Below are 25,939 nucleotides of genomic sequence, written 5' to 3' on the forward strand. Positions count from 1 at the left end.
GCCAATAAAAAACGAGTTGGGAAGGGGCATTCTCAGCTCGTTTTTAAATTGGCTTGATTTCTGTTGGGGACTAACTTGCCACACCGAAAGGTTAACAAAATGGTCGTGAACGTCGACCGCTTGAAGAGCCAGCCCTTAATTGACTGCCTTGACTGACTCAACCTCTTTTCGTTGTTACGTGCCCGGATCAACACTGCGTCATTATCATTACTTGCTGGCCCCTTGGCCTCCATTGCCGAAACGTGGTCCCGAGGGCAGCCGGTTCCGCCTAACTCCACCAAGAAAATAATCCAGGTCCGGGTTTTCTTCTTAGTGACGTTAATGCTCGCCAGCTTAGCGCCCTTGAGACCATTCTGATCACAAAAAAACCGCTGCTTTTCAGCACCGGCTCTTAATAGTTTCTTTGAGATTATCCAACATTATAGACTGTAATCAAGAAAACGCTGTTTACTCAAATCAACTATATTCCCAATTAGATCGAATCAGGAATGTAGAATTGTGAAAAGCCTCGGCAAAGACTTTTCGCAACGTGGACGAAACACCTACCGTCTAAATAGATGTTTCTTCACAAAGTCTAGAACCCGTAAAATTGCTTTAATTCTCCGGCTCCCAAGAAGGATTGATTGGTATTACAAATATTAGTATATCAGACGGCCACCGATTTGCAAGCGGTTTCAGAATCTTTCACCACCTAAACTGTCAGTTTTATGTCAACAATCTAGACAGTCGACTTTGTGAATGATCCAGCCTATCCCACACCCTTGGGAATTGCGACCAGCAATTGGCCCCAATGTAGCTTTAATTGTAATGAGCTGGTCGCCGACTGCGGCAAGCTAGCGCGGACGTTGGCAAAACTCATGACACCAACGTCCGTCACCACTCGATGGTGGCCATCGATTTTAGCATCCTTAGATACTGAAAACGTCAACTGTAGCTGAATCTGTTTGGCCGATTCCTTGAGACTTAATGTAACCACCGCAGGATCCATCTTACTGAGGGCTGGGACCATTCCCGGCAAAACCTGATCAACAACCTGGCTAATCTGTTTTAAGGCCGCCACCGTCGCCGTGAGGGGCTCTGGAACCTGAATGAACAGTTGGACCCCCTGTTCCCGAGCCAAAAGATAATTATGATAGAGCTGAAACTTTAATCGGGTCCCAGGAATATTGGCCAAGTCTTCGAGGGTTAACTCTGCAGCATTACTGGTAGTCCAGCCCGACCGAATGTCGATGTAGAGTTGTCGAAAACCCGCGTAATCTTCATCCTCCAGGTAACCCCCTAGTCCCAACAGCATATTCTGATAGTCATGATTAAATTTGCGAATGGCCTGTACCTGCCGGTTAAGTTCATTGGTGTATTGCTCCCGAAAGGCCTGTTGCTGTCCTTGAAGTAAGGTATGTTCCTGTTGCAAATGGGTCTGCATTAACATATAGGTACTCAACGATAAACCAATTAACAAGATACCTGCGATTCCGGCCAAAAAGAACAGATACTGCTCCGAATTTGCCAGGCTCTGTAGCGAGTATTCAAAGAGAATGTAAACCACCGCCAGGATGGACATGAATCCCAAGAATAGGAATTCCATGGAACTGCCTAAGATATCTTGGATTAAGTTTTCCATTGGTGCTCGCGTCAGCCAAATACCCACCGCCAGCAAACTAAAGACCGCCGTGTCCAATATCATTTCAATAATTGTGCCCGTTAGACTGGCTGCAAAAACCGGACCCGTTAGGTGAATCATCCCCGCCAGAATCACCATATCAATGAATTCCGTCAATAGATAGGCCAAAATCGACACGTCAATAAAGGATGGAATGTATTGCCACCGATGATGACCACCCAACCACCCCAACTCGATACCGAGCAGGACAATGATCGAAAACGCCCCAAGAACGGCACTTTTCGTAAAGGGATTCACGATATCAACAAACGTGAAAATCCCGGCCAGCAAGGCACAATAGAGTAAAAAGTGTTTTTGTGGCCGGATCTGAGGAAACCAGTAATATTGAAAATAGACAAACCAAAAGACCAGGAAGAAGTCCGAGATATAAAAACTGATGGGACTGACTGTAATCACGTTATCACCTGCCTGGTTTGGTCAAAATAACTGTAAAGTAAAGCATCCCCCGCTTATAGACCACCTGCAGCGAGGCGTTATCGGTTTGATCAATAATTTCATGGACGGAGCTCAATCCTAAACCATGACCGCCACCCTTGGTGGTGTATCCGGCTTCCATGAAGTGACTCATCTTACGGGGCGTATCGGCCGGCACCGGATTAGCCACCGCCAGTTCAACGGCGCCGGAATAGTCCAGAACCGCACAATAGATTTCCGGTTGAGACTGACCCACACAAGCTTCAATCGCATTGTCCAACAGGACCCCCACGATTCGCAGCAAGCGCACACTTTCCATCGGCAGCACCGCAACTTTATCGGGAACCTCCAGTCTAAAAGCAATCCCATGGTTCTGCGCCGCCAACATCTTCTGAAATAACAGACTCTTCAGCGCCGGATCACTCAACTGGTGCAACCCATCCGCTTCAATCCCGGCCCGCAGGCTCGTCGCTTGCCACCGCGAATTTAACGTTTCGTAATAAGCCGCCAAGCCGTCATAGTCTTCGGCATCCAGATAGTCGCCCAACTTGAGCATTTGTTTTTGATACGTCTGCTTGAACTCTCGAATGGCGCGAACCTGGTTCGAAATTCGCCGGTCATACCGGGTTTGCAGCAGATTCTCCTGAAACTTGGCCCGCACGTGTTGCCGATCAAAGAAGCTCTGTAGGAAGAAAAACAGACTTGCACTAATCAGTAACACCATGACTAATTCAATACTTAGAGCAAAGGTCAACATGGCATGGGTAATCTTTAATCGGTGAATCATCATCGATGATACTTGTGCAAGGATGACTAGACTCGTCAGCAGTGCCATCACGGTCCACTGTTCCTTCCGACTAAACGACAGTCGTTCCAGATTCCCGGGTTGGATCCGCATCCCGGACACCGCCAACGAGATGAGCGAATAAATCAATAACTGAAAGATTAACCGGCCTGCGACAACTAATGGTTGCTCACTCCCGGCAACCCCAATCAGTTCGACAATCACTTGACGGACCACATCATTAACCAACACCACCACTAGATATATCACAATGGTCGCGTTCACGAAGATCAGACTCAGCTTAGGACGATGCCGAATCAAATAAACCAAGGCACTGAGTGGTGGAAAAATCAGCGTCCATGGTTGGCCGAGTAGCGCTGGAATTAAGCCCCAGCCAATCCACTTCAACGGTAGCTTCCAGTTCTGTGGACGAATAACCCCCACCCACAAGGTAATAAACCACTGCATCGTGACCGCCAGCACCAAATTAACCCAGAAACGGTAATCTAAGAAATGCATGCGGATCACCTAGCCCTTCAAATGCTTCTGTACCAACGTTTTCACCTCATGAAACCGGCGGGTGGCTACGTCCGTTTCGTCACCATTCGGAAAGACCAGACGGCGAGTCGTCGCATCGATCCCACTGACATTGTTAAGGTTCACCAAGAAACTCTTATCCGTACGATACAGCTCGGGATACTGGTCAGCGATATCCTTCAGAAAACCAGGAAACTCCACTAATTGATTGACCGCATGAACAGTCACTTTATGGGGGGACTCAGCCGTCGCCACGAAGTAAACATCTCCCATCGGCAGGCTGAACTTACGGCCGCCGATCGTATAACTGAAAAGATTTTCCGTATTGCCTAAGTAATTGGTATACCGTTGATAGCCATAGTCGACATTTTCTCGCAGCTTTTGGTCAATCTGGGCCCGTCCCAAGTCCTTGACGACAAAGTCCATGGGTTCCACCTTGCGCTCAAACGTCAGTAGCGCCATTTCCGAGTGAGTCGTCACGAAGACAATCTCCGCAAACCCGAGGTGTTGCCGAATCTTTATCGCCGTCTCCAACCCTGTCGTCTGCTCCCCAGGAAACTCGATGTCGAGGAAAAATAGCGCGTACTCCGGTATTGCTTCTTCCAAGTGGTCCAAAAGTTCCCGTGGACTCGGTGTGGCCAATCGCACCTGCATATCATAATCGTTAATCATAATGTAGCGCTCGATCACGTCACGATAATGGGTAAGCTGTTCAACGTTATCTTCACATAAATAAACGGCCAGCACCGACATCACACCCCTTTAACAAATTTATCATTAAATCTATTCACCCACTAATGTAACCTGAATTTTGTTTGGTTGCAATAAAAAAGAGCCATCCGCAAATGGTCCTTTCTCACGTGGATTATTTAATTACTACTGCTGGCTATTTAGCACTCCCCCAAGCCCCAAACTAGTCGTTATCCCTTAGGTCTTCCAACAACAATCACTTACTCTTCAGCTCACTGGCTACGAACGATTCAAACCTAAGAAGGACGAACACTGACACACTGTCAGGCCAACTATTCATTAAAAAACGTGGGACGCCAACTCAAAGGTCGACCGATACAGTGACTCATTGAGTAGCAAAATCAGTTGCCGTAAAACTGACCCCTTCCAACTGTTATTACTTTACCATGAAATCCCCTTATCGCTCGGTAAGTGGCAAAAACGTCAGTATTTGCACGTTAATGCATAAAAAAACAGCACAATTTAATTGTGCCGTAACGAATAAGTCAGATACCCACCCAAAACCAGTGGACCCAAGAATACCAGACCAAGGTCAACCACGCCTCGCCAGTACCACTTAAGTGGCGTCTTGGCGGCCGCTTGGACCCGTTTGGGCCTCAACATCTGCTCGTTCAAACCACTGGGGGCAACCGCCTTCCGCCGCCGGCGAATGGTTGGCGCCTGCACCTGACGGCCATCCACCAAGACGGCCCATTTCGCAAACGGAAAGGCCAACCAACTGAGGATAAAATACCCATCTGCCATCGTAAACCCGGTCACCAGGACCCACCGGCCATAATCCAAATGGCCCAGTAGCGACAACATGGCCACCCAGAACAAGCCAATCACAACTTGGTGACGCCAATAAGCAAACGTCATGTGCATAGCGATCCCTCCTTGATCTCAACGGCTGACTGTGTAAAATGAAGTTATTAATGATGTGTAAGCGAGGTGGAATTATGGCAGACTCACGGGACTTCAATCCCATTACTGCAGCGGGATATCACGATTTGGAAACCAAAATTGCTGTGTTAGAAGCCGACCGACCCGAAAAGATCGCTATTCTGGCGGAGGCCAGAGCCCACGGCGACCTCTCGGAGAATGCCGAATATTCGGCAGCCAAACGAGATCTACGCCACTTGGAAAGCCAACTCCGATTCTTCAACAAACAACTCCAGTATGCCAAGGTCGTTAATCCTAAAGCGGATACCACCGTTGAGCTCGGCAAATGGGTCACCGTACGCTTTCTAGACGACAATGACACGGCAACGTATCAACTCGTGGGGACCGCGGAGGCCGATCTGGACGCGGGGAAAATTACCCGCGTGTCGCCTTTAGGCAAAGCCCTAATGGGGCATCGGCCTAACGATCACGTCACGATCGTGGCCCCCAACGCCAGTTATGACGTTGAAATAATCGCAGTCGCACTAACATCCCCCCACAACTAATTTCAGTATACCGAGAACTAAAATTAAAAACCCGACCAAACGCTGTGAACCACCACGTTTGATCGGATTTTTTAATTTCTACTGCTTAACCGAGAAAACCGGTAACAAGATTTCATCGACCATGGCGGTTTGTGCCGCTAGGGTCAGTTCCCGCCGACTAAAAATTTCATTTAATAGAAGAATTCCCGGTAGGTTAACGACCCGTTCCGGCCACCTTGCCTGACTAATTTCGCCGCGCGCCGCGGCGTGGTCCAGAATCGGCTGCACATAACTGGCAAGTGCATTGTCATTATTCAGCCGGTCCAAGATTTGATCGAACTTGACTTGCTTTAGTCGATCGCTCAGCAGGCCACGGAAGGTCTCCCCTTTGAGAGTATCCAAGACACTGGCCAATTGGCCAAAGAGATCTAATAGATCTCCCCGAAAGGTTCCCGTATCCGGTACCTGATAGCTCACCAGGTTACCAAACTTACGAATCGTCGCAATCACTAAGTGGGCCTTATCGGGCCACCGTCGATACAAAACGGTCTTAGTTGTAGCGGCTCCCGCGGCTACGCCCTCAATGGTTAGCGCTTGATAGCCCTGAGCTTGTAATTGGTCCCAGGCCACCTTCAAGATGGCCGCTTCTAGGGCGGCTCCTCGCCGACGTGTTTTCTTCTCTGACATAAACTAGGGCTCTCCCTTGTATTTCCCTTTGGAGGGGTGTAGTATCTTCGAACATAAGATACGGCCGTATCTAATTAATGAATTCAGGTGATTTTATGAAAACTCAAATGAACACCCGTCACATGCTGCAAATTGCCCTGTTCCTGGTCATCGGGGCGATTGCGCCTCTTCTGGATACAACGATGACCAACGTGGCCTTAGACACTATTATGAAGTCGATGGCCGTTTCCGTCAACGATGTTCAATGGGTCACGACTAGTTACGTATTAGCCTTAGGGATTGCCGTGCCCATCGCCGGTTGGGCTACCAATTGGTTTGATGGCAAGCGGATTTATCTGTGGGCCTTGATCGTCTTCTTAATCGGTAGCTTGGTCTCCAGTTTCTCCACCACCCTCCCCATCCTGATTATCGGCCGAATTATTCAAGGCGCCGGTGCCGGCATTATCGTTCCCCTGATTACCACCTTGGTCGTCCAAGCCTCCGGTGGAACCGGGTTAGGTAAGATCATGGCAGTCGTCGGCCTCCCCGTCGTCTTGATTCCAATTCTGGGTCCGTCCATTGGAGGATTCCTGATTGATACACTCAGCTGGCACTGGATCTTCTTAGTTAACGTGCCCTTGGTCATCATTGCCTGGGTCCTTCTAAGTTGGAAATTACCCGCCTTTCCGGCTCCCAGGACCGGTAAACATCTCGATTTCCCCAGCTTAATCACACTAGCTGGCCTCTTCACGAGTGCCATCATTGGCATCACCCGCTTCAGCACCGGCGACCACTTTTTCTCGGCCAAGGTGCTCACCCCAATTTTACTAGCCATCACCTTTTTGATTGGTTACGTTGTCTACGCTAGCTTACGGCCTAAGCAGGCTCTAGTCAGCCTCAAGCTCTTCAAGTCACCCACGTTTGATGCCTCGGCCATTATCCTCATGTTATCGGGCATTGCCGTTAATGGTGCCATGTTCCTCCTACCACTCTATTTACAAAACAGCCGTGGCCTCACTGTTATTTGGTCCGGGGCCTACCTCATTGCTCAAGGAGTCGGGTTACTCGTGGCCCGGGGTGAAATCGGTAAATTAACGGATGCGATCGGCGCCCGTTGGGTTGTCTTAGTAGCCATTGTCATCGCAATTGCCGGGACACTTCCCTTCGTCTTCTTTACCGCCCACACCAGCACCTGGCTCGTCCTACTGGCGCTCTTCGTTCGCGGCATTGGCCAAGGGGGCTTGACCATTCCCGTTATGGCCGACAGTTACACGGGGGTACCTAAGGAACTCGTTGCCGAAGCAACCACTGCCACGCGGATGCTGCAAAATATTGGCGGCGCCGTCGGGACGGCCATCCTCGCCACCGTTATCCAACATGAGTTACCCAGCACCGGCATGAACGCGGCCTACCAAACCGCCTTCATGTGGTCCGTCGGCTTCATTGCCATCACGGCTGTGCCAGCTTGGTTCCTCAGTCATCGCAAGCCAGTTTCAATTTCAGCGAGCGAAAAAGCTGAATAGCCTGGCCGCAACTGGCGTTCATTGTCGCCTGCCGGTTGGCCCCAGAAACGCTGGAACGTGGTGGGTGGCCTTTAAGCCTGCAAACCCCAGTCTTAAAGCGCCACCTTTGCCTAAACCGAGCAACCCCCTCGGTTAACGCAAATTTCACCACTGAGCGTTTCTGGAACCGTCCTCTCGGCTAGAACCGTTCAAACCAATGACCCACTAAGTTGCGAACCCAAGGGCCGCATCGTACCCAGCATTAAGCCACGGGCTCTTCATACTTACTGTTATCCGGCAGTTTATCCAAGGATGAGCCAATAATTTCCGGCCAAATTTTCCCGCAACCATCAAATATTTATCCAAACGAAAAGCCACCACTTGCCAACCCGAAGGTTAGTAAGTGGTGGCTTATTTAATGACTAGTTTTTAAGCCCAGGTAATCCGAAGACTACTTAAGTGGCTTCCATTGCCATGCATCAACCTCTGGCAAGTCAGTCCCAACTTCGCGAATGTAGGCATTGTGCTTAGCAACCATGTCGTTCATCCGTTGAATGAAGTAGGCACCCTTAACAGCGTAGGCGTCGATGTCACTGACAGCTTCCTTAGCCAAGTCGAAGCGGTCCAATTGGTTCAGGACACGCATGTCGAATGGCGTCGTGATATCACCGTTTTCACGGTAACCATGCACGTGTAAATTGTGGTTGTGACGGTCGAAGAAGAGATCCTTAACCAAGTCTTCAAAGCCATGGAAGGCAAAGATAACTGGCTTGTCGGTCGTGAACAGACGATCGAATTCTTCATCAGAAATCCCACGAGGGTCAATCTTAGGAGAACGTAACTTCAACAAGTCAACAACGTTGATGAAGCGGATCTTCATTTCTGGGAATTCGTCGTGCAATAATGAAATTGCGGCTAATGATTCCCAAGTAGGTTCAGTACCGGCAGCGGCAAAGACGATGTCCGGTTCTTGACCTTGGTCAGTCGATGCCCAGTCGATGTAGCCCAGACCATTGTTAACCAGATTAGTGGCTTCATCAATGGAGAACCATTGTGGACGTGGGTGCTTGGAAGTAATGATCAGGTTAATCTTTTCACGACTCCGGAAAGCAACGTCCCCAACAGCTAACAAGGTGTTGGCATCAGCAGGCAAGTATTCGCGAACGAATTCAGGCTTCTTTTCTGCCAAGTGAGTTAACATACCTGGGTCTTGGTGGGTGTAACCGTTGTGGTCTTGTTGGAATACAGTTGACGTATCAACAAAGTTCAAGGATGGGTAATCATGACGCCATTCTTGTTCAGCGGCCTTACGTAACCACTTGAAGTGTTGTGTAAGCATGGAGTCCACTACTCGACCGAATGATTCGTAGGTCGCGAAGAAACCATGACGACCAGTCAAGACGTAACCTTCTAACCAACCTTCAGCTTGGTGTTCTGAAAGTTGTGAGTCGATGACCCGACCAGTTCTGGACATGTCTTCGTCGTAAGGTTCGTGGATGTCTTCCATCCATTGACGCTTACCATAGTCTAACATGCTGTAAAGACGGTTAGACTTGGATTCGTCAGGACCAAAGGCACGGAAAGTTTCTGGGTTCAACTTCATCGTGTCAGCCAGGTAATCTGACCAAACTAACATGTCTTGCGCGATGGTCTTCCCATGTTCGGTGTTATCCAAAGCGTAGTCCTTGTAGTCAGGCAACTTCAATGGTTCTGGCTTGATCCCACCGTTAGTAACGGGGTTCATTGCCATCCGTTGGTTACCCTTAGGGGCAAATTCGCGGATTTCTGGCTTAACCTTGCCATCTTCAGTGAAGAGTTCTTCTGGCTTGTAAGACTTCAACCAGTCAACTAACAAGTCAACATGTTCCATGTCGTTTGCGTCTACTGGAATTGGAATTTGGTGAGCACGGAATGACCCTTCGATTGGGTTACCGTCCAAGTCGTTCTTAGGACCAGTCCAGCCCTTAGGTGAACGAACGATAATCATTGGCCATACTGGTAAGGAGTCATCGTTGTTGTCGCGGGCATTCTTTTGAATAGCCTTGATCTTTTCAACCGTTTCGTCCATAACCTTTGCCATGTTAGCGTGAGCTTCCATGTGTGAAAGGCCTTCGGTTTCAACGAAGTGAGGTTCCCAACCCATACCTTCGAAGTACTTCGTCAGTTCTTCGTCGCTCATCCGTGAAAGGATCGTTGGGTTAGAAATCTTGAACCCGTTCATGTTGATGATAGGTAATACGGCACCATCAGTGATTGGGTTGATAAACTTGTCTGAGAACCATGAAGCAGCCAATGGGCCGGTTTCAGCTTCCCCATCACCGATTTCAACAGCGGCGATCACGTCTGGGTTATCTAAGATAGCACCAGTACCGTGGGAAAGACTGTAACCAAGTTCCCCACCTTCGTGGATCGAACCTGGTGTTTCAGGTGCGGCATGGGATGCAACGCCACCTGGGAAGGAGAATTGCTTGAATAAGCGCTTCATACCTTCTTCATCTTGAGAGATGTTAGGATAAATTTCACTGTAGCTACCATCAAGATATGAGTTAGAAACCATCACTTGGCCACCGTGACCTGAACCTTCAATATAGAACATGTTCAAATCGTACTTTAAGATGGCCCGGTTTAAATGAGCATAGATAAAGTTTTGAGAAACGATCGTTCCCCAGTGACCAATCGGCTTAACCTTAACATCGTCTGAAGTCAGGTCACGCTTTAACAGCGGGTTGTCACGCAAGTATAACTGACCTACAGACAGGTAGTTAGCGGCCCGAAAGTACTTGTCAACGCCTTCCAAGTATTCCTTGGAGTCGAAGTTTGCATTTGCTGCCATGTAATTAACACTCCTTCTTTGAAATCATAACTGCATAATCTAGTTGATAGAAAATTGGTAAAATTTATCTCGTAATGACTACCGAGTTGTTTTTTACTGTCCCTATCATAACGTGTTTTCACAAAAAGTCAACCTTTTTGAAAATTGGATCGTATCAATTTTTGAATTGAGTGACCACACGTCATCTACACCTTGCATTATGCCAAACTTAACGGACAATTGCGACTAAACAGCGTTGTTTTTCCTATTTTTTTCTTTATTCATAACAAGTAAAATTAGACCAATATTCCAAATGGTCCATCAGGGTCCATTGCCATTGTTATACCGATTCTAGACCAATAAAAAAGTGACTACCGCGCGGTAATCACTGCTGGTTAACTATTCTTCATCAAGTGAAACAAAGGTGTTATAGTTCAAATATTGATAATGTAGCCGCATGTTAGAAACCTCAAACGGCGTCCCATCGTCCAGGAAGAAGACACCTTCCATAATCCCAACCGGCTCAACTGGCTTCAGATTCAAGAGTTCCTGATCCTCGGCAGTGGAAGGCTGGGCCTGGATCGACATGAAGGACTTGGTAACGACCTTTCCCTGAGTTTCTAAATAGTTAAAGATCGAATCGGTCACAATCTTTTGTGAAAGGTTCGGCGCAATCTTGATCGGAATATAGCCAGTTTCGATCATGAAGGGCTTGTCATCAAACAGCCGCAACCGCTTGATTTCATAGACAAAGTCCCCCTCCGATAGAAAGAGATCTTGCTGGATTTCCTTGCTAGCAGGAACCACATCAAACTTCAGCAACCGAATCCCCGGCGTATTGCCGGCAGATTTCATACTGTCAGTAATTCCTAAATTAGACCCCTCATATTGAAAAATTGTTTGGTTTTTCATATATAATGGGTTAATGAAGGTCCCCGACCCCCGCTTTTTAAAAATAATGCCTTGGTTAGCCAAGACATTGAGGGCGCGCTTAACTGAGCTGCGACTAACGTCGTAAGCTTCACTCAGGCTCCGCTCATCGGGGAGACGTTTATTGGGGAACTCATTCTGATGGATCCGTTGTTTTAAGTCCCGCATCACTTTTCGATAGACTAAATCTGCCATGATATCTCCTCATAACTCTTCAACTAGACTTGCACTGTGATAGAGTATAACAGGTTTTCTCAGTGGTGTCTGCTTTTCTGAGCAAACAACCGTTCCATTTAATTTTTAAGACCGATCCAATTTAACTGGCGACTTAATTACCGACTCATGTATCCCCGTCGGCTACGAATCACCGTTAATCCCATAAATTTACTTTGAAAGGTGAGTCACATGGCAAAAAAGAAAAAAGGCAAACGTCTCCATAAGACCTTGGTCGAACAAATCCTAGATAAGCACAAGATTGCCTACAAGCAATTTGAATTCGCTACCCACACCGAGGGTGACGTGGCTCAAATGGAGGTCGACCACGACGCGGTCGATGAACATCACATCTATAAAACACTGGTACTCAGTGGCAATACCACCGGTCCCGTGGTGGGTGTCTTGCCCATTGATGAGCATTTAGATGAAAAAAAGCTGGCCAAGGTTTCGGGTAACAAAAAGGTCAACATGGTTCCCCTGAAGAATCTGGTCAAGACCACCGGTTACGAACACGGGGCCAATACACCCGTTGGTATTTGGGAAAAGAATCAGTTCCCAATATATTTCGACCAAACCGCTCAAGAACAGGGGCAAATCCTGGTCTCTTCCGGTCAGATTGGCCGGTCGGTCGAGATCGATGCCACGGATCTGGCAACGTTAGTCCACGGCACATTTGCCGACCTGTTGGAGTAGCTGGATGAACACCGACCTCAGTCTAATTTTTAAAAATTTGGGAATCGTTGGGTTAGATCTACTGGTCATTCCCTTCGTCTTTGTGACGTTATTAACGTATTTAAACCGGGATACCAAGAAAATCCTGGCCAACGGCTTTGGGGTCAACAGTGAATTTTATTTGGGGTTCATCGGCATCTTTTGCCATGAACTCAGTCACCTACTCACAGCAATCCTCTTTGGCCATCGGATTGATCGGATTAGCCTGTTACGGCGGCCACATCCCGAGCGTATCGGTGCGGATGGTCAACCGGACCTAGCCTTAGGTTACGTGAATCACACCTGGAATCAACGCAACTGGTATCAGGTCATCGGCAATCTCTTCATCGGCATTGCGCCGATTTTCGGCTGCGCCTTACTGTTATTGGCCTTAACGGCGATTCTGATCCCTAGCCTGTTCGATGGCATGATAACGCTCATCGCCAATCCCTTTAGCTTAGATTGGCCCGGTTTTTTTCAGACCATTGGTAACGACCGTCATCCTTGGATTCGCTGGGGGATCATGCTCCTCTTATCCTTAAACATCAGTATCGGTGGCTTCGATCTCAGCACCGCCGACTTTGCTAACTCTCGCATTGGTCTGATCGGTTTCATCGCCATTAACGTGGTAATAACCGTTCTGTTATCGCTCTTTAACCTGGCGAGTGGTTTTCTGACCGTGATCACGGCCGGTATCATTCTGCTAGCCGTGATCCTCAGTTACTCATTACTGGTCTCATTGGTTACAAACCTGTTCGTTCGACTGGGGCTGCAGATCAAGTACCATTAACCAAATCGTCAAAAATGGTGGTCGATTGGTCACCTACCAGAGCCAGAAACACCACCGCTGCTGGTAGTATTTCTAGCTCCCTCTGGTTACATTGGTAATTAATTTAATCATCGACTAAACCAAAATATTTATTCGAAAATAAAACCGTTTCGACTGTCTGATTTTCTCAGATAGTCGAAACGGTTTTTAGTTACCTTAACTGATAGCGATCACCATACATTTGCCACCTCAAAGGTCGCCGCAGATCGTAGCGGCCATCGTGGATGAACTGACGTTGCGTCGTCAACCGTGACAGATCCTTGTGGGCAGCCTCCTGCTTCATCACCTTGGTTCGTTCCCGCAGAAAGACGCGCAGGTAATGCGCCTGATCGCCACCCTGAGCTGGTGTTCGCGCCAATTGCTTGGCGCGTCGGCGAATCCCACCGAAGCTACTAGTATCCTTACCAGGTCCATGGACCACGATCGCATCGTAATAAATGTATTGACCTAAGGGACTGAGATCATCTTGCTGGGCCGCTCGTAATACTGGTCGTAGATACAATCGGTCTAGCTCCTGATTCTCCGCCACGACCAGCTGCCGGTCGTGACCAGCCTGCTGCCAAGCCCGGACGAAGCCAGGACCCAACCCCCGATGACTTGCCGTGCCATTGACCCGCTTCAGTGCCGGTAAATATTGCCGTAAACCATTATTCTTTGGTTTCAATTTCACATACGTCGCAACGACTTGGGCCAGGTCCCCCGTTCCAGAGGTAAACCCAATAATACCGGCCGTGTAACCGCGGCCATCCCCAATATCTTCAATATAGCCATACTGGCGTTGGTAATCAGTCGTCGAATTCTCCGCGCTGGCAACCAGTGAAAAAGTGGTATCTCGTAACCGGCCCGTCGCGATCGTCCGCCCGGTACGATATCCTGGAACCTTCGTCTGAGCAGCACAGGCGGCCAAACCACCTAGCATTAATACCAGACAAATGAGTCCCGTGACGCGTTTTCCAATCATAAGTACTCATCCCCCCGAATGACTCGACTGATTGACCCTTCATCCAGTGTAACAATCCACCATCCAACCGGATCACACTTTCGACCAACTTAGCTAGAATTTAAAAACAGGTCGTCATGCGCAAGGTCACGGCTACCGGTTTCATTATTTGTCAGCTTGTTGATGCTTAAAGGCTACGCGGTAGAAAACAAAGTTCAGGGCGCTAAGCGCAAAGATTAACCCAAAGGCCAATTGACTCCCCACGGCAGTCTCGTGAGCATAGCTCATGCCATGAATTTTGACGGCGGACATCAAGGCAGCTAAGACCGTGGTTCCCAAAGACCCGGCAAACTGCTGACCGGTATTGTAGATGGCATTGGCATCCGCCCGTTGGCGTATATCAACTTCCTTCAGCCCATTAGTTAACGTATTGCTAAAGGCCATCGACCGACCAATACTAAACAGAATATAGAGTATCGCAATCACGAGCACCGTTAAATGTTGACCCAGAATCATAAAGCCGGCCGCAGCCAACAGAAAGAGACTACTCCCAAATAAAATCGGTAGCCGAGCCCCATGGGCGTCCAGTAAATGTCCGAACCAAGGCTGCAGAACCGCTGTAATCAGACTCCCTGGCAGTAGCATCATTCCTCCGATAAGTGAGGTCGCACCAACCACAATCTGGGCATAGTTCGGTAAGGCAAAGTTAATCCCGATATTACAGAATTGGAGGACCACATACGCAAAGAAGCTAAATGTGAACACCCGATTCTTAAAAATTTCTAGCCGCAGTAACGGACGGCCACTACGCTTCGACACGCGGATATACAGCCTGATCGCCACCAATGCCAGCACGATGCCGCCAAGAAATTGCCAACTCAGAAGGCCCGCTGTGCTTAGGCTATTGACCCCTAGTGTGAAGCTGATAAAAGCCACCGCAAGTAGGCCAAACTGCAGCCAATCAAAGCGAATTTTTTCCACGGGATCGAACTGTTGAATCGTCAAGACCCCGAAGACGAGGATGATCATTTCGACCGGTAGCGTTGACCAGAAAATCAGCCGCCAATCGGCCAACGACACCATGATCCCACCAAAGGTAGGTCCACTAGCCGGGGCAATCATCAGGATTAATCCTGCCATCCCCATATAAAAACCGAGGCGAGAACGCGGAACACTCTCCATCACCACGTTAAACATCAGCGGAATCGCCAGGCCGGCACAGCCGGCCTGGATCAGCCGACCGAATAAGAGTACCCAGAAATTGGGTGCGAGCGCACAAATCAGATCACCTAAAATAAATACCAATGCACCGGCAACAAAGAGCTGGCGATTGGTGAACCGCTGCTTCAAAAAGGCCGAGGTAATCATCAATAAGGCCACCATCAACAGGTAACCCGTGGTGATCCACTGCACCGTACTCAGTGAAACATGCATCGTTTTCATAAGTGTTGGGAAGGTTACATTCATCGAGGTTTCTACCAAAATCCCCAGGAATGCCATTAACGCTACGGCAACGATGGCCACCAAATTCTTCCCCGGGACCTTATCAGGGACCGGATTCGTTTGATTCAAATTTACATCTCGCTTTCAAAAAAGTTCATTACTGACTATCATACCGACATTACGAGCAAAATGCATCGGTTATTTATGATTAAACTGGTTACCGGACAAAATAAAAACGCGGCGCCTAAGCTTCCGCGTTCCATTCGGCCTTATATTCGGCTAGAAAGTCTAACATCACCTGTTGCCGGTGTTCGGCCAACCGCTTGGCCGCCTCGGTATTCATCAGGTCCTTCAGTGTTAATAGTTTTTCATAGAAGTGATTAATAATGGTCTCGTTATCCAGGTTCCGGTACTCGGCGTGCGTCATTTCCGTCCGGGGCTTCACCGCCGGATCGTAAATCTTTTCGCCGAAGTGACCCCCAAAGTAAATGGCTCGCGAAATTCCAATCGCCCCAATGGCATCGAGGCGATCGGCATCTTGAACAATCTGGCCCTCGAGTGGCAAGGGCTTAGCCGTCCCGTCCAACGTCTTGTGGTAAGACATGTTATCCATGATAAGGAAGACCGTGTCAATCTGGGGGATGGTCAGACCCTGGTCACTCAGAAACTGGCGAACCTCGGCGCTGGCTGCGACCGTATCTGCAACTAATTTTTCGTCGATGACATCGTGGAGGTAGGCGGCCGTGATGGTGAGCACGTAGTCCGCCTTCGGATAAGACTGACTGATGTGATCGGCTAATCCGACCACCCGTTGAATATGATCGAATCCATGACCAGTTTCGTCATTCCCCATTTTGGCTTGGGAAAAAGCGCGAACCTTTGCTAATACTGCTGATGCTGTCATTTGTCATCCTCCTCAGTCGATTGGTAAGGCGCATGGGGGGCGCCAATGAATCCGTAGAAGAACAGATGCATCAGCTGGTCAACGATGGTTTGATACTCACCGGATGGTATGTTAGCGGTACTGAAATACTCCACATACATCGACAAAAAATGAAGCAGTGCTTCATTCGAGATATCTGGGTTAATCATCCCGGCGGCGCGACCCCGGGCAACGAAGTCACCCCAAAAGTCACGTTTTCCAGCCTCATAGGCGTCCTTAACCACGCGGCTCCCGGTCTTACTGCCCATTTCATCAATGACAAATTGATAAAAGTCACCACTCATGTGATCACTCAGGCTAACCTTGGTCCGCATCATCAGCCGAATGAGGTCCGGAAAACTCTGGTCAGAGTCATCGACCATCTGCTGAAAGTCCCGGTAACCATCCTCAATCATCTTGACGACCACCGCCCGGCCCAGGTCCAACTTACTATCAAAGTATTTATATAACGTCACCTGCGACACGTCCGCCGCAGCCGCAACCGTCGTGATATGAGTTGCCTTGAACCCGTCCCGGACAAACAAGGTCTGGGCGGCGGTCATAATCCCTTGACGTTGCCGCCGTTTCCGTTCTTGATTCGTTGCCATTCCTTCCACCGCCTTTACCAGTCTTTATTTTAGCATACCGCAAACATCCCGCGTTTTTAATTTTAGTGAACTATTTCGTAAATAAAGTTCACTTTTCTATTGACTTTGTCGATCCTCGGGCTTACGATGATAGCGATTTTAAACTTGTGAGGAGGGGATTTTAATGACGATCAACCCTGTACTAGAAATTAATCATTTACAAAAGAAATTTGGCCATCTACAGGCTCTAAAGGATATTACCTTCACCGTCCAGCCCGGTGAGGTGTTTGGTTTCATCGGGCCAAACGGTGCCGGGAAGTCGACCACCATCCGGATTCTACTAGGTATTATTCGGGCCAGCGGCGGTCACGCCCAAATTTTTGGTCAGGATGTTTGGTCCGACAGCGTCGCCATTCATCAACGACTGGCCTATGTGCCCGGTGACGTCTACCTGTGGCCCAACTTGACCGGTGGTGAAATCATCGATCTCCTGCTCAAACTAAACGGATCGGCCCACACGGTTAAGACCGACGATCTCATCCAACGATTCGGCTTGGATCCGACCAAGAAGGCCCGCACCTATTCCAAAGGTAACCGGCAGAAGGTGGCCCTCATCGCCGCCTTCTCCCAAGATGCCGATTTCTACATTTTTGACGAGCCCACATCCGGCTTGGACCCTCTGAACGAGCGAATCTTTCAGGAAGCCGTCCTCGATCTCAAGCAACACGGCAAGGCCGTTCTGTTATCCAGCCATATCCTGTCCGAAGTCGAACGGATGTGTGACCGGATCGGCATTATTCGTGAAGGCCAAATCATTGAAACCGGCAGTTTAGCCGAAATGCGCCACCTAACCCGTACCATGGTAACGGTGACCCTCGGTGACAATTTCGACGTCACTGATCTTACTGGTGTGCACGAAGTTACCGCGGGACAACACCCCAACGAATGGCAATTTGCCGTGGAAGACAAAGAACTCAGCCAGGTTATGACCACATTGGCCCAACACCAGGTTGAAGCCCTACAAAGCACGCCACCCACGTTGGAAGACCTCTTCATGCACTACTACACGGGAAAGGAGTGAGCGCCATGACTCGTTTTGGACGCTTGGGGCAGTTAACCCGCCTCAACTTTCGGCGGGATCGCTTCCGCATTCTCACGTGGCTCATCATCTTAGCTGCACTTATGGCCAGTGTCGCCTGGAAATTTGAAGATATCTATGGGACCCAATCCGAAATTGCGGCCATCAAGAGTACCCTCGCCAGTCCCGGCATCGTTGCCATGTTTGGCGCCTTCTCTTTCAAGGGAAAAGTCACCACCGCCGAAATTTTTGCCAACGAAATGTTACTGTTTATGGGATTGATTCAGGTCGTCATGAACCTAGCCCTTAGCGTGCACGCTACTCGTGGCGATGAGGACCTGGGGATTACCGAGCTGGTGCGGTCGCACGCTGTGGGTACCTTGGCACCCTTGGGCGCCGCCGCTCTCGAACTGGTCATCGTCAATGGACTACTAGGGATGCTCTACAGCATTGGCCTAACGGCGGCCAACATGCCTGGAGCGACGACCGAAGGCAATTGGCTCATTGGGATTGGGCTCGCCACCACGGGCCTGCTATTTGGTTTGCTCGGCCTACTGACGGCCCAGCTCGCCGATCATTCGGCCAGCGCGACCGGGCTGGCCTACACCTTGTTCGGAATCAGTTATCTCGCCCGTATGATCACGGACGTGCAGCACCCCAAGCTCACCTGGTGGTCACCGATGGGCTGGGTAGAAAAATTAGCCCCCTATAACGCCGCCAATTGGACCCCCGTCTGGCTCAGCCTGTTAACTGGCCTGATCTTATTGAACCTGGCCTTTTTCCTTAATGATCGCCGAGACCTCGGAGCCGGTGCGATCACAACTCGGCCCGGTCGCCGCACGGCTTCCGCCTTGCTTCGGGGGCCAATCTCGCTACTCTGGCGACGCGAACGCAACGTCATCATCGCCTGGATATTGGCCGTCATCATCTTTGGCATCGCCTATGGGACCGTCTTCAACACCATTGGTGATATTCTCAAAACCAACCCCACGATGCAGCAAGTCTTCGGGTCGACCATGGTACATGAGGCCAATCATCAAGTCCTCTTGAGCTTTACGTCTTTACTGGCAATTGTGATGGCCGCCGTGGCCACCATCCCTGGCATTCAACTCATCCTAAAGCTCCACACCGATGAGACTCGTGGGTGGCTGGAAGCTCTCTACGCTCGGCCGCTGAGTCGGACGACCTTGCTCTTTAGTCACGTGGGGATGGCATTCATCACGTCCACCCTGGCTTACATTGGCGGCTTGGGTGGGATTGTTGTCATGGGTGACGCCAGCCTAACCCACGTTCAAGATGGGATTAGTGCGACAGAATTCTGGCACGGGGTAGCGGCCCAGCTACCAGAAATCTGGGTCTTTCTCGCCCTCAGCACCCTATTAGTTGGCTGCTGGCCACGTTTGAAGACCCTCAGTTGGGCCTACTTGGCCCTGGGTTTCATTGGCGTCTACATGGGTAGTCTATTGAAGCTACCCGATTGGGTCAAACAGCTTACCCCGGCCGGCTGGATGCCACGGGTTCCGCTTCATGATATGAACTGGACGACCTTTAGTTGGATGACCGGCCTGGCCATCGGACTGGTCGTTATCGGTTGGATCGGGTATCGTCGACGTGATTTACAAATGCGCTAACCACAAAACCACTAACCCACCTAGTTTCCGATCCGATTAAGCAATCGGGTTGGTCGATAATTTCCAGACGAATTAGTACAGCTTAATAATTCTCGCATTTCAATCGTGGCTCGGGTATGCTAACCATGTTGGCTCCCCCAGCCTACTAACACGAACACAAAAAGCCACCCGTTCTGCCGGACTTGCCGGTTAAACGGGTGGCTTTTATTTGAAGTGAGGGGGACATTGACGCTCGTGGTTAGATGACGACATCGTAATGACTACCGCCGATCGCCGTCCCGCGGTCATGCACGACCCCCATCCCCAGCGGCGTCATGATCTTAGTGCCAAAGGGGATATTGGCCGGTGCGGCGACGACGCGATAACCATTGGGGTCTAACCCGCTAACGGTAATAGAGGTTCCGTCGGCCGTGACACTACCGGAATAGTAGGTCCACTTATTGCCATTCAGGTATACGACACCTTGAAATTCAAATTGCGCCACGCTGATGGTAGCGCCAGTCGCTTGGCTGCTACTATTGGTCGAACTGGCTGCGGATGATTGACGGTAAATTGAGGTTTGTGGTTGATAGTGATCATGCCGTGATGCTAGCCCGCGATAAGTACTGGCACTAGCAGTCACGCTGGAGGCGCCGCTGCCTACCAATAAAATGGCAGCGGTACTTAACGTAGTGATAATAATTTTCTTAATCATCAATGGTTCCTCCCTTTCGAATTGACCATAGCTTACCGCCGCCATGTCTCAATTCGATGTGATCAGCGTTACTGCTGCGTTAAACTCAAGTAAAGTTCATGACAAACTGTCACGGTCTTTACCGAATCGACACAGAACTTCCGGAAAGCTTAACCTCAAGCTCAAATTAACGTTAACCATCGCCGTACGCCCTTATTCCCAGCGGTTTGACATACAAGGCTAACCATCTTTGGTTGTCCGCCCCTTGACGTCACTTAAGACCAATTGCTCGGGGGCCAACGACCGGCTGACACAAAAAATCTGATAGGCCCGTTCCGGCAAATCAACCGGCGTTCGGGTCAGCCAGTAGTTAAAGAAATCCAAGATCCCCTGAGCCACAATCTCTTGCGCATACGCTGCCGGGACCGCGGTCGTTATTGGCCGGCCAATAACCTGGACAATCAGGGCTTTAACCCGCGCGTCCAGGGACGAGTCAGCACTCTTTAACAAGGCAACCGCTAAATCGCGTTCCCGGTACAAGACGTGAAAAAGTTCCCAGAAAGCATTGTGTTCCGGCGAGTCATCCACCGTGGGTTTAGGGTAATGCTGAAAAATTCCGGCAATCTCACCTAACATGCCATCTTCGTAGTGGGTCAGCAGATCAAATTTATCCAAATAATGTAAGTAGAAGGTGCCCCGATTGATACCCGCCAGATGGGTTAGTTGTTGAACGGTCAGACGTTCAAACCCTTCTGCATTGATTAACTGAATAAAGGCCCGCTGAATCTTAACCTCGGTGTCTAGACGTTTTCGATTGGCTTCCATTATTTTACCTCCCTGAACAGTTTGTTGATTTACTGGCCATTTAATAACTTTTTCTCGTCAAACACAATCAACGCTTCTTCCGGAATTGTCGCTAGTAATATCAGCTACCTAAAGCCTGATACCCCTCTTCGTCACAAAATTTTCGCCGTCTTATGAACCACAAAATCCGGCAAGTTGTTGATTGTCCCAACCAATAAGACTCGGTATTCTGTAGACGTTCAATCAACAGGTTGTTCATTCGAAAGGTGGTTTTAAACATGCTAGCTAGCGAATGGCGGTTCCTCCGCCAACACAAAATGATGGTTGTCGTCCTACTGATGATTGCCATCATCCCGGCAATTTACTGTTATCTCTATCTCTCCTCGATGTGGAATACGTACGGCCACGTCGACAATATTCCCGTTGCGGTGGTCAATCACGATCGGCCGGTCACAACCAACGGCCGTCGACTCACCCTAGGTCAAACGCTCACGCACCAGCTGACCCATTCTGCTAGCCTGGATTTCAAAGCACTTAGCGAAACCACGGCTCATCGGCGGCTAAAGCGTGGTCAACTCTACATGGTTCTAACCATTCCGAAAGACTTCTCTAAGAACGCCGCCACACTCTTAACTCGACGGCCACAAACTTTGCGACTACACTACGACCTGAACTCCGGCACTAACTTTATTGTTTCAAAGATCACTACGGGTATGACGACTTCCATTACCGCCAAGATCAACCGGGCCGTAACCCAAACGGATACCCAGGTTCTGCTCAACACCCTGCATAAGACGGCCAGTGGCATGCAAACCGCTGCCGACGGTAGTCAACAATTGGCCCTGGGTGGCACCGCATTGACGGCCGGTACATCAAAACTGCAACAGGCCATAGCTTCAGCCAATAATACCGCACTAACCACCGGCGTCACGGCGATCCAATCCGGTCTGAGCCGTTTAACCATTGGCGCTGAAGCTTCTCAGCGATCCCTTGCCCAAGGAAGCCACCAACTTCAAGCCATTCACACCCAATCCGCCAACGCCGCCGCGATTGCAAAGCCGGTGACCGCTGACACCCACGATATCGCCAGCGTTCCCAACAACGGCACTGGTATGGCGCCCTTTGCCATTGCAATTGGCCTATACGTCGGCGGAATTGCCCTTGGGACAATGTATGATGGTCGTCGCACTTATCGCCAACCCACGCTGGCCATCACCTGGTGGGGAAGTAAGGCGGCCGTCATCGGCGGTGTCGCGGTGATTCAAAGCCTTCTACTCTACGGTACGCTCCGACAAATGAATGGCCTTACCGTACGGTCACGGCTTGGACTATTTGCCACCATTCTCATCGGATCGCTGCTATTTCTATCACTCATCTTCTGCCTTCGCCTCCTGCTTGGCGGTTTTGGTACCTGGCTCATCTCCATCGTGCTGGTTGCTCAACTCGCCAGCTCTGGTGGCCTCTACCCGCTGCCACTCATCAGTCCCGTCGCCAAGTTCCTCAATCCCTGGTTACCCATGACTTACCTGATCCAACTCCTACGGTCGGCAATTTCAACGAACCTTAACCTGCCCGGTGCTTGGATCATGACGATTGCCATGACCATTGGTTTTAATCTACTCATTATTCTCAAATTCCACCTAGTCTTGAAGCGTCATCCCCTGACCGATCAGACCTTATAGCCCGATCCCCCTTCCTCATTGATCAAAAAAGACGCGTTAGTCCTCATCGACTAACGCGCCTTGTTCATTTAAATTTTAGTTAGAACCAATGGTAACCCCGCCAGTGGACCTTGGCCTTCGTCCATGACCCGTAACGGGTATGGGCATAGCGATCAGCCGTCTTTTCTTGATTCGCCTTACTGTAGTCACCCTTTAACATGGAAATGGTCAGCTGGTACTTGCCGTAGTACCGCCCATTGCGGGCCCGATAGTTACCGCCGGATTCGCGTTTAGCAATCCAGGCCTTGGCCTTCTTTTCCTTGTTAGATAACTTACAGACGTAGGTGGTGCTGGCTTCGGCCGTGGTTGCCGGACCAGCGATCGCCGTGATGCTAGGTAGGGCAAGCGCCATTAAAGTAACGATCACCATGCATAATGACTTAAACTTCAAAAGTTTCCCCTCCTAGCGAATTTGTTAGGATCAGCATAACGTTTTGAAGTTACAGTCAGGTTGTCCGAATGTTACAAAATTGTAACAGACGACCCCAATTCCGGCCAACTGGTCACTAAACCCCGGTATAAATCCTGCCAAGTAGGCCTTTGAGCTAAAAAAAACGACGGTAAGTCCCCAGGACTTGACCGTCGTTTCCGCTTTAGTTACTTATTTCACTGAACTATTTCGGCTTAGTACCAGCCGTTGGCTTGCCAGAAAGACTTGGCAGCCGACCATGAACCGTAACGAGAACTTACGTATGAGTTGGCAACCTTCTCCTGGTTAGCAGCTGAGTAGTCACCATGCAAGTAAGAGGCACTCAGTTGGTACTTCCCAACATATTGGCCATTACGGGCAGAGTATGAGCCACCGGATTCCTTGTTGGCAATCCAAGCTTTAGCAGAGGATGAGTTAGAACTCGTCGCTGCTGAAGACGTCGTCCCAGTTGATTGGGCATTGTAGTTAGCGCTCGTATTGTTTGAGCTGTAGTTAGAAGTCGTTTGAGTTGATTGACTAGGCGTCGTGGATTGCGTGGCCGTCGTAGTCGTGCTTGCAGTCGAGCTAGCTGAGCTAGGAACGACCAAGGATTCGCCAACGTAGATTAAGTTAACGTTCTTCATGCTGTTGGCACTTTCAATTGCGGAAATGCTGGAGTTGTATTGGTTTGCAATCTTAGCAACCGTGTCTCCCGACTTAACCGATACCCGGACGTCGGCGTTTGCGGAAGTGGTGCTTGCGAATAAACCGGCACCTAACACTGCTGCGGTTCCTAATGTAGAAACTAAAACTTTTTTGATATTCATAAAAATGAATGTCCTCCTTTTGATTAGTAAATCTGTCTATCAATTACTTAACGAGACCTATCATAACCTGTGGACGTTACACCGGGATTGTTGCGGAGTTACGCCCACATTAAGAAAAACCAGCTTAAATGACAAAGCGTAATGTGGTTAATAACCTTGCAATATTAAGCGGTTTTCTCGGCCTTACGTTGCGCTAGTGTGACGAAAACCGCAGAATACTAGCGTTTTTCTAAAGAAGCCCACCAAATTTATTGGCAGAAAACGGTGATTTTTTCTGAATTTTGCCAGATATTTGGTGGCTTTTCCGTGATTTACAGAAATTTACCCTGTCTAGCGGAGATATTCCCCAGTTGTTTTCTCGACATCACCTTCATTGTTACCGATCATCCTTCATGAAAATGACAGCGAGTAATCTGGGCTCAGGCGTATAGGCCGAATTCGGAAAGGCGTTATTGGTCGTTTCTACTATAATAGTGACATTATATTTTGGGGGACAGCCGACTATGTTGAAACGGCGGTGGTATTTCCAAAAGACCTAACCGTTCGACCACACGCTGATCGATGGTTCATTTCAGTTGACCTAGCGATTTAGAACGGTTATCTGAGTTGGGATCGGCTAGCTTGTTTATTTTAAGCGGTGCTGATTTTTCTAGTTCCTATGACTTATAATTGCTTGGCCTAATATCTAGGCCGGCGCCGAGTTTCTATCCCCGGTATCTGTGGCCGCCGGGGCAGTCCCCTCCACTTAACCTCGCTAAGCACCGGTCCGGGTCCCCCGGTTGGGCACTTAGTGACATTAAGGCTCAGGGTCTAAACGCCCGGCTCTCGATCTGATCTAAAAAAAGTCCCTCCAGACCTGCATCTGGAGGGACTACTTGATTTAAACGTGAATTGACTTTACTAAACTTGGTTTAGTACCAGCCGTTGGCTTGCCAGAAGGCTTGTGCGGCCGTCCATGAACCGTAACGGGAACTAACATAAGCGTTAGCAACCTTTTCTTGGTTCGCAGCTGAGTAATCACCATTTAAGTATGAAGAACTTAATTGGTACTTCCCAACGTATTGGCCGTTCCGGGCAGTGTATGACCCACCGGATTCCTTACCCGCAATCCAAGCCTTGGCAGTAGCTTCTGAACCGGAAACGCCCGTAGAAGCAGTCGTGTTGCTGCTAGTCGTTGGCTTCGTGGTTGCTTGGCTAGTGTAAGTCTTGTGGCTAGCAACGCTAGCCGTCGTGGTCTTCGTCTTCGTGTCATTTGGCACGTTTAACTTCTGACCAACCATGATTAAGCTACTGTTGCTTAAGCTGTTCGCCTTTTCAATAGCACTAACGGATGAATCGTACTTATCAGCCAATGACCAAACAGAATCCCCCTGCTTGACCGTAACCTTAACGTCGGCGTTAGCCGTTTCGTTAGTAGCGAAGAGACCAGCACCAACAACGGCTGCCGTCCCAAGAGTCGTAACTAAAGCTTTTTTGATATCCATAAGAAATGAATGTCCTCCTTTGTTTGCTTAACGGCTATTAGAATAACCGATGGGTATGTCAATCAGATTGGGCTAAGGTTACGCCAGTGTTAAGAAAAATATTACTATGTGACAATCCGTAATATTCGTTACCTCCCTGTAACATAAAACGCTTTAATTAGCCCATTTTTAGCCTTTTTAGC

The 25,939-nt window shown here is 49.2% G+C and carries 23 protein-coding genes; 7 read left to right on the forward strand and 16 right to left on the reverse strand.

The genetic code is table 11. The annotated features are described in order from the left end of the window. Positions 1–748 precede the first annotated feature (748 nt). From LSE01S_RS06135 to LSE01S_RS06150, 4 genes are all read right to left on the reverse strand, one after another. Positions 749–2,077 carry a hypothetical protein gene (locus tag LSE01S_RS06135; RefSeq protein ID WP_061776753.1) on the reverse strand — a complete coding sequence of 443 codons (1,329 nt, stop codon included), beginning with the start codon at positions 2,075–2,077 and terminating at the stop codon, positions 749–751. 4 nt (positions 2,078–2,081) lie between these two features. After that, on the reverse strand, positions 2,082–3,398 hold the full coding sequence (locus tag LSE01S_RS06140; protein WP_061776800.1) for a GHKL domain-containing protein: 1,317 nt from the start codon (positions 3,396–3,398) through the stop codon (positions 2,082–2,084). Positions 3,399–3,407: 9 nt separating this feature from the next. Then, positions 3,408–4,163, reverse strand: a complete 756-nt coding sequence (locus LSE01S_RS06145) for a response regulator transcription factor (protein ID WP_061776754.1) — start codon at positions 4,161–4,163, stop codon at positions 3,408–3,410. Between the two features lie 465 nt (positions 4,164–4,628). Then, positions 4,629–5,030, reverse strand: coding sequence for a hypothetical protein (locus LSE01S_RS06150; protein WP_061776755.1), 402 nt, complete (start codon positions 5,028–5,030; stop codon positions 4,629–4,631). 74 nt (positions 5,031–5,104) lie between these two features. On the opposite strand from LSE01S_RS06150, the gene greA reads away from it, so the two are divergent. Next, the gene (gene greA, locus LSE01S_RS06155) at positions 5,105–5,593 is read left to right on the forward strand and encodes a transcription elongation factor GreA (protein WP_061776756.1); all 489 of its coding nucleotides are present in this window, start codon (positions 5,105–5,107) and stop codon (positions 5,591–5,593) included. Between the two features lie 78 nt (positions 5,594–5,671). Here greA and LSE01S_RS06160 read toward each other — a convergent pair whose 3' ends face one another. After that, positions 5,672–6,259 carry a TetR/AcrR family transcriptional regulator gene (locus LSE01S_RS06160; RefSeq protein WP_061776757.1) on the reverse strand — a complete coding sequence of 196 codons (588 nt, stop codon included), beginning with the start codon at positions 6,257–6,259 and terminating at the stop codon, positions 5,672–5,674. A 95-nt stretch (positions 6,260–6,354) separates the two neighbouring features. Here LSE01S_RS06160 and LSE01S_RS06165 point away from each other — a divergent pair, with 95 nt between their 5' ends. Further along, the gene (locus tag LSE01S_RS06165) at positions 6,355–7,761 is read left to right on the forward strand and encodes an MDR family MFS transporter (RefSeq protein ID WP_082622357.1); all 1,407 of its coding nucleotides are present in this window, start codon (positions 6,355–6,357) and stop codon (positions 7,759–7,761) included. Between the two features lie 430 nt (positions 7,762–8,191). On the opposite strand, the gene LSE01S_RS06170 is transcribed toward LSE01S_RS06165, so the two are convergent. Together LSE01S_RS06170 and LSE01S_RS06175 are read right to left on the reverse strand one after the other, a co-directional pair. Further along, positions 8,192–10,573 carry a phosphoketolase family protein gene (locus LSE01S_RS06170; protein ID WP_061776758.1) on the reverse strand — a complete coding sequence of 794 codons (2,382 nt, stop codon included), beginning with the start codon at positions 10,571–10,573 and terminating at the stop codon, positions 8,192–8,194. A gap of 378 nt (positions 10,574–10,951) precedes the next feature. Then, the gene (locus LSE01S_RS06175) at positions 10,952–11,677 is read right to left on the reverse strand and encodes a GntR family transcriptional regulator (protein ID WP_061776759.1); all 726 of its coding nucleotides are present in this window, start codon (positions 11,675–11,677) and stop codon (positions 10,952–10,954) included. Positions 11,678–11,887: 210 nt separating this feature from the next. On the opposite strand from LSE01S_RS06175, the gene ybaK reads away from it, so the two are divergent. Together ybaK and LSE01S_RS06185 are read left to right on the forward strand one after the other, a co-directional pair. Next, the gene (gene ybaK / locus LSE01S_RS06180) at positions 11,888–12,391 is read left to right on the forward strand and encodes a Cys-tRNA(Pro) deacylase (protein ID WP_061776760.1); all 504 of its coding nucleotides are present in this window, start codon (positions 11,888–11,890) and stop codon (positions 12,389–12,391) included. A 4-nt stretch (positions 12,392–12,395) separates the two neighbouring features. Beyond that, the gene (locus LSE01S_RS06185; RefSeq protein ID WP_061776761.1) at positions 12,396–13,199 is read left to right on the forward strand and encodes a hypothetical protein; all 804 of its coding nucleotides are present in this window, start codon (positions 12,396–12,398) and stop codon (positions 13,197–13,199) included. Positions 13,200–13,389: 190 nt separating this feature from the next. On the opposite strand, the gene LSE01S_RS06190 is transcribed toward LSE01S_RS06185, so the two are convergent. From LSE01S_RS06190 to LSE01S_RS06205, 4 genes are all read right to left on the reverse strand, one after another. Further along, positions 13,390–14,199 carry a chitosanase gene (locus tag LSE01S_RS06190; protein ID WP_061776762.1) on the reverse strand — a complete coding sequence of 270 codons (810 nt, stop codon included), beginning with the start codon at positions 14,197–14,199 and terminating at the stop codon, positions 13,390–13,392. Between the two features lie 144 nt (positions 14,200–14,343). Beyond that, complete coding sequence (locus LSE01S_RS06195; RefSeq protein ID WP_082622358.1) at positions 14,344–15,678, reverse strand: MFS transporter; 1,335 nt, start codon at positions 15,676–15,678, stop codon at positions 14,344–14,346. Positions 15,679–15,865: 187 nt separating this feature from the next. After that, the gene (locus LSE01S_RS06200) at positions 15,866–16,525 is read right to left on the reverse strand and encodes an HD domain-containing protein (protein ID WP_061776764.1); all 660 of its coding nucleotides are present in this window, start codon (positions 16,523–16,525) and stop codon (positions 15,866–15,868) included. Beyond that, positions 16,522–17,151: a TetR/AcrR family transcriptional regulator gene (locus LSE01S_RS06205; protein ID WP_061776765.1), complete on the reverse strand. Its 630-nt coding sequence runs from the start codon at positions 17,149–17,151 to the stop codon at positions 16,522–16,524. Before LSE01S_RS06205 ends, LSE01S_RS06200 begins: the two co-directional genes overlap by 4 nt. A 163-nt stretch (positions 17,152–17,314) precedes the next feature. Between LSE01S_RS06205 and LSE01S_RS06210 the strand changes: the two genes are divergently transcribed. Together LSE01S_RS06210 and LSE01S_RS06215 are read left to right on the forward strand one after the other, a co-directional pair. Continuing rightward, complete coding sequence (locus LSE01S_RS06210) at positions 17,315–18,211, forward strand: ABC transporter ATP-binding protein (RefSeq protein ID WP_061776766.1); 897 nt, start codon at positions 17,315–17,317, stop codon at positions 18,209–18,211. Between the two features lie 5 nt (positions 18,212–18,216). Next, positions 18,217–19,839, forward strand: a complete 1,623-nt coding sequence (locus tag LSE01S_RS06215; protein WP_061776767.1) for an ABC transporter permease — start codon at positions 18,217–18,219, stop codon at positions 19,837–19,839. A gap of 238 nt (positions 19,840–20,077) precedes the next feature. Here LSE01S_RS06215 and LSE01S_RS06220 read toward each other — a convergent pair whose 3' ends face one another. Beyond that, positions 20,078–20,533 carry a hypothetical protein gene (locus tag LSE01S_RS06220; RefSeq protein ID WP_061776768.1) on the reverse strand — a complete coding sequence of 152 codons (456 nt, stop codon included), beginning with the start codon at positions 20,531–20,533 and terminating at the stop codon, positions 20,078–20,080. 219 nt (positions 20,534–20,752) lie between these two features. Beyond that, positions 20,753–21,337, reverse strand: coding sequence for a TetR/AcrR family transcriptional regulator (locus tag LSE01S_RS06225; RefSeq protein ID WP_061776769.1), 585 nt, complete (start codon positions 21,335–21,337; stop codon positions 20,753–20,755). 257 nt (positions 21,338–21,594) lie between these two features. Between LSE01S_RS06225 and LSE01S_RS06230 the strand changes: the two genes are divergently transcribed. Next, positions 21,595–22,998 carry a YhgE/Pip family protein gene (locus LSE01S_RS06230; RefSeq protein ID WP_061776770.1) on the forward strand — a complete coding sequence of 468 codons (1,404 nt, stop codon included), beginning with the start codon at positions 21,595–21,597 and terminating at the stop codon, positions 22,996–22,998. A 79-nt stretch (positions 22,999–23,077) separates the two neighbouring features. On the opposite strand, the gene LSE01S_RS06235 is transcribed toward LSE01S_RS06230, so the two are convergent. The 3 genes from LSE01S_RS06235 to apf (LSE01S_RS06245) all read right to left on the reverse strand — a co-directional run bounded on the left by LSE01S_RS06235 (position 23,078) and on the right by apf (LSE01S_RS06245) (position 25,757). Beyond that, entirely contained in the window at positions 23,078–23,389 is a 312-nt protein-coding gene (locus tag LSE01S_RS06235; protein ID WP_420843295.1) for an aggregation-promoting factor C-terminal-like domain-containing protein, read from the reverse strand. A gap of 272 nt (positions 23,390–23,661) precedes the next feature. Further along, on the reverse strand, positions 23,662–24,273 hold the full coding sequence (gene apf, locus LSE01S_RS06240; RefSeq protein ID WP_061776772.1) for an aggregation-promoting factor: 612 nt from the start codon (positions 24,271–24,273) through the stop codon (positions 23,662–23,664). A gap of 911 nt (positions 24,274–25,184) precedes the next feature. Beyond that, the gene (apf, locus tag LSE01S_RS06245) at positions 25,185–25,757 is read right to left on the reverse strand and encodes an aggregation-promoting factor (RefSeq protein WP_061776773.1); all 573 of its coding nucleotides are present in this window, start codon (positions 25,755–25,757) and stop codon (positions 25,185–25,187) included. Positions 25,758–25,939: the final 182 nt, after the last annotated feature.

Origin of the sequence: Levilactobacillus senmaizukei DSM 21775 = NBRC 103853, from assembly GCF_001592085.1 — a bacterium.
In the GTDB taxonomy this organism is placed as follows: Bacteria; Bacillota; Bacilli; order Lactobacillales; family Lactobacillaceae; genus Levilactobacillus; species Levilactobacillus senmaizukei.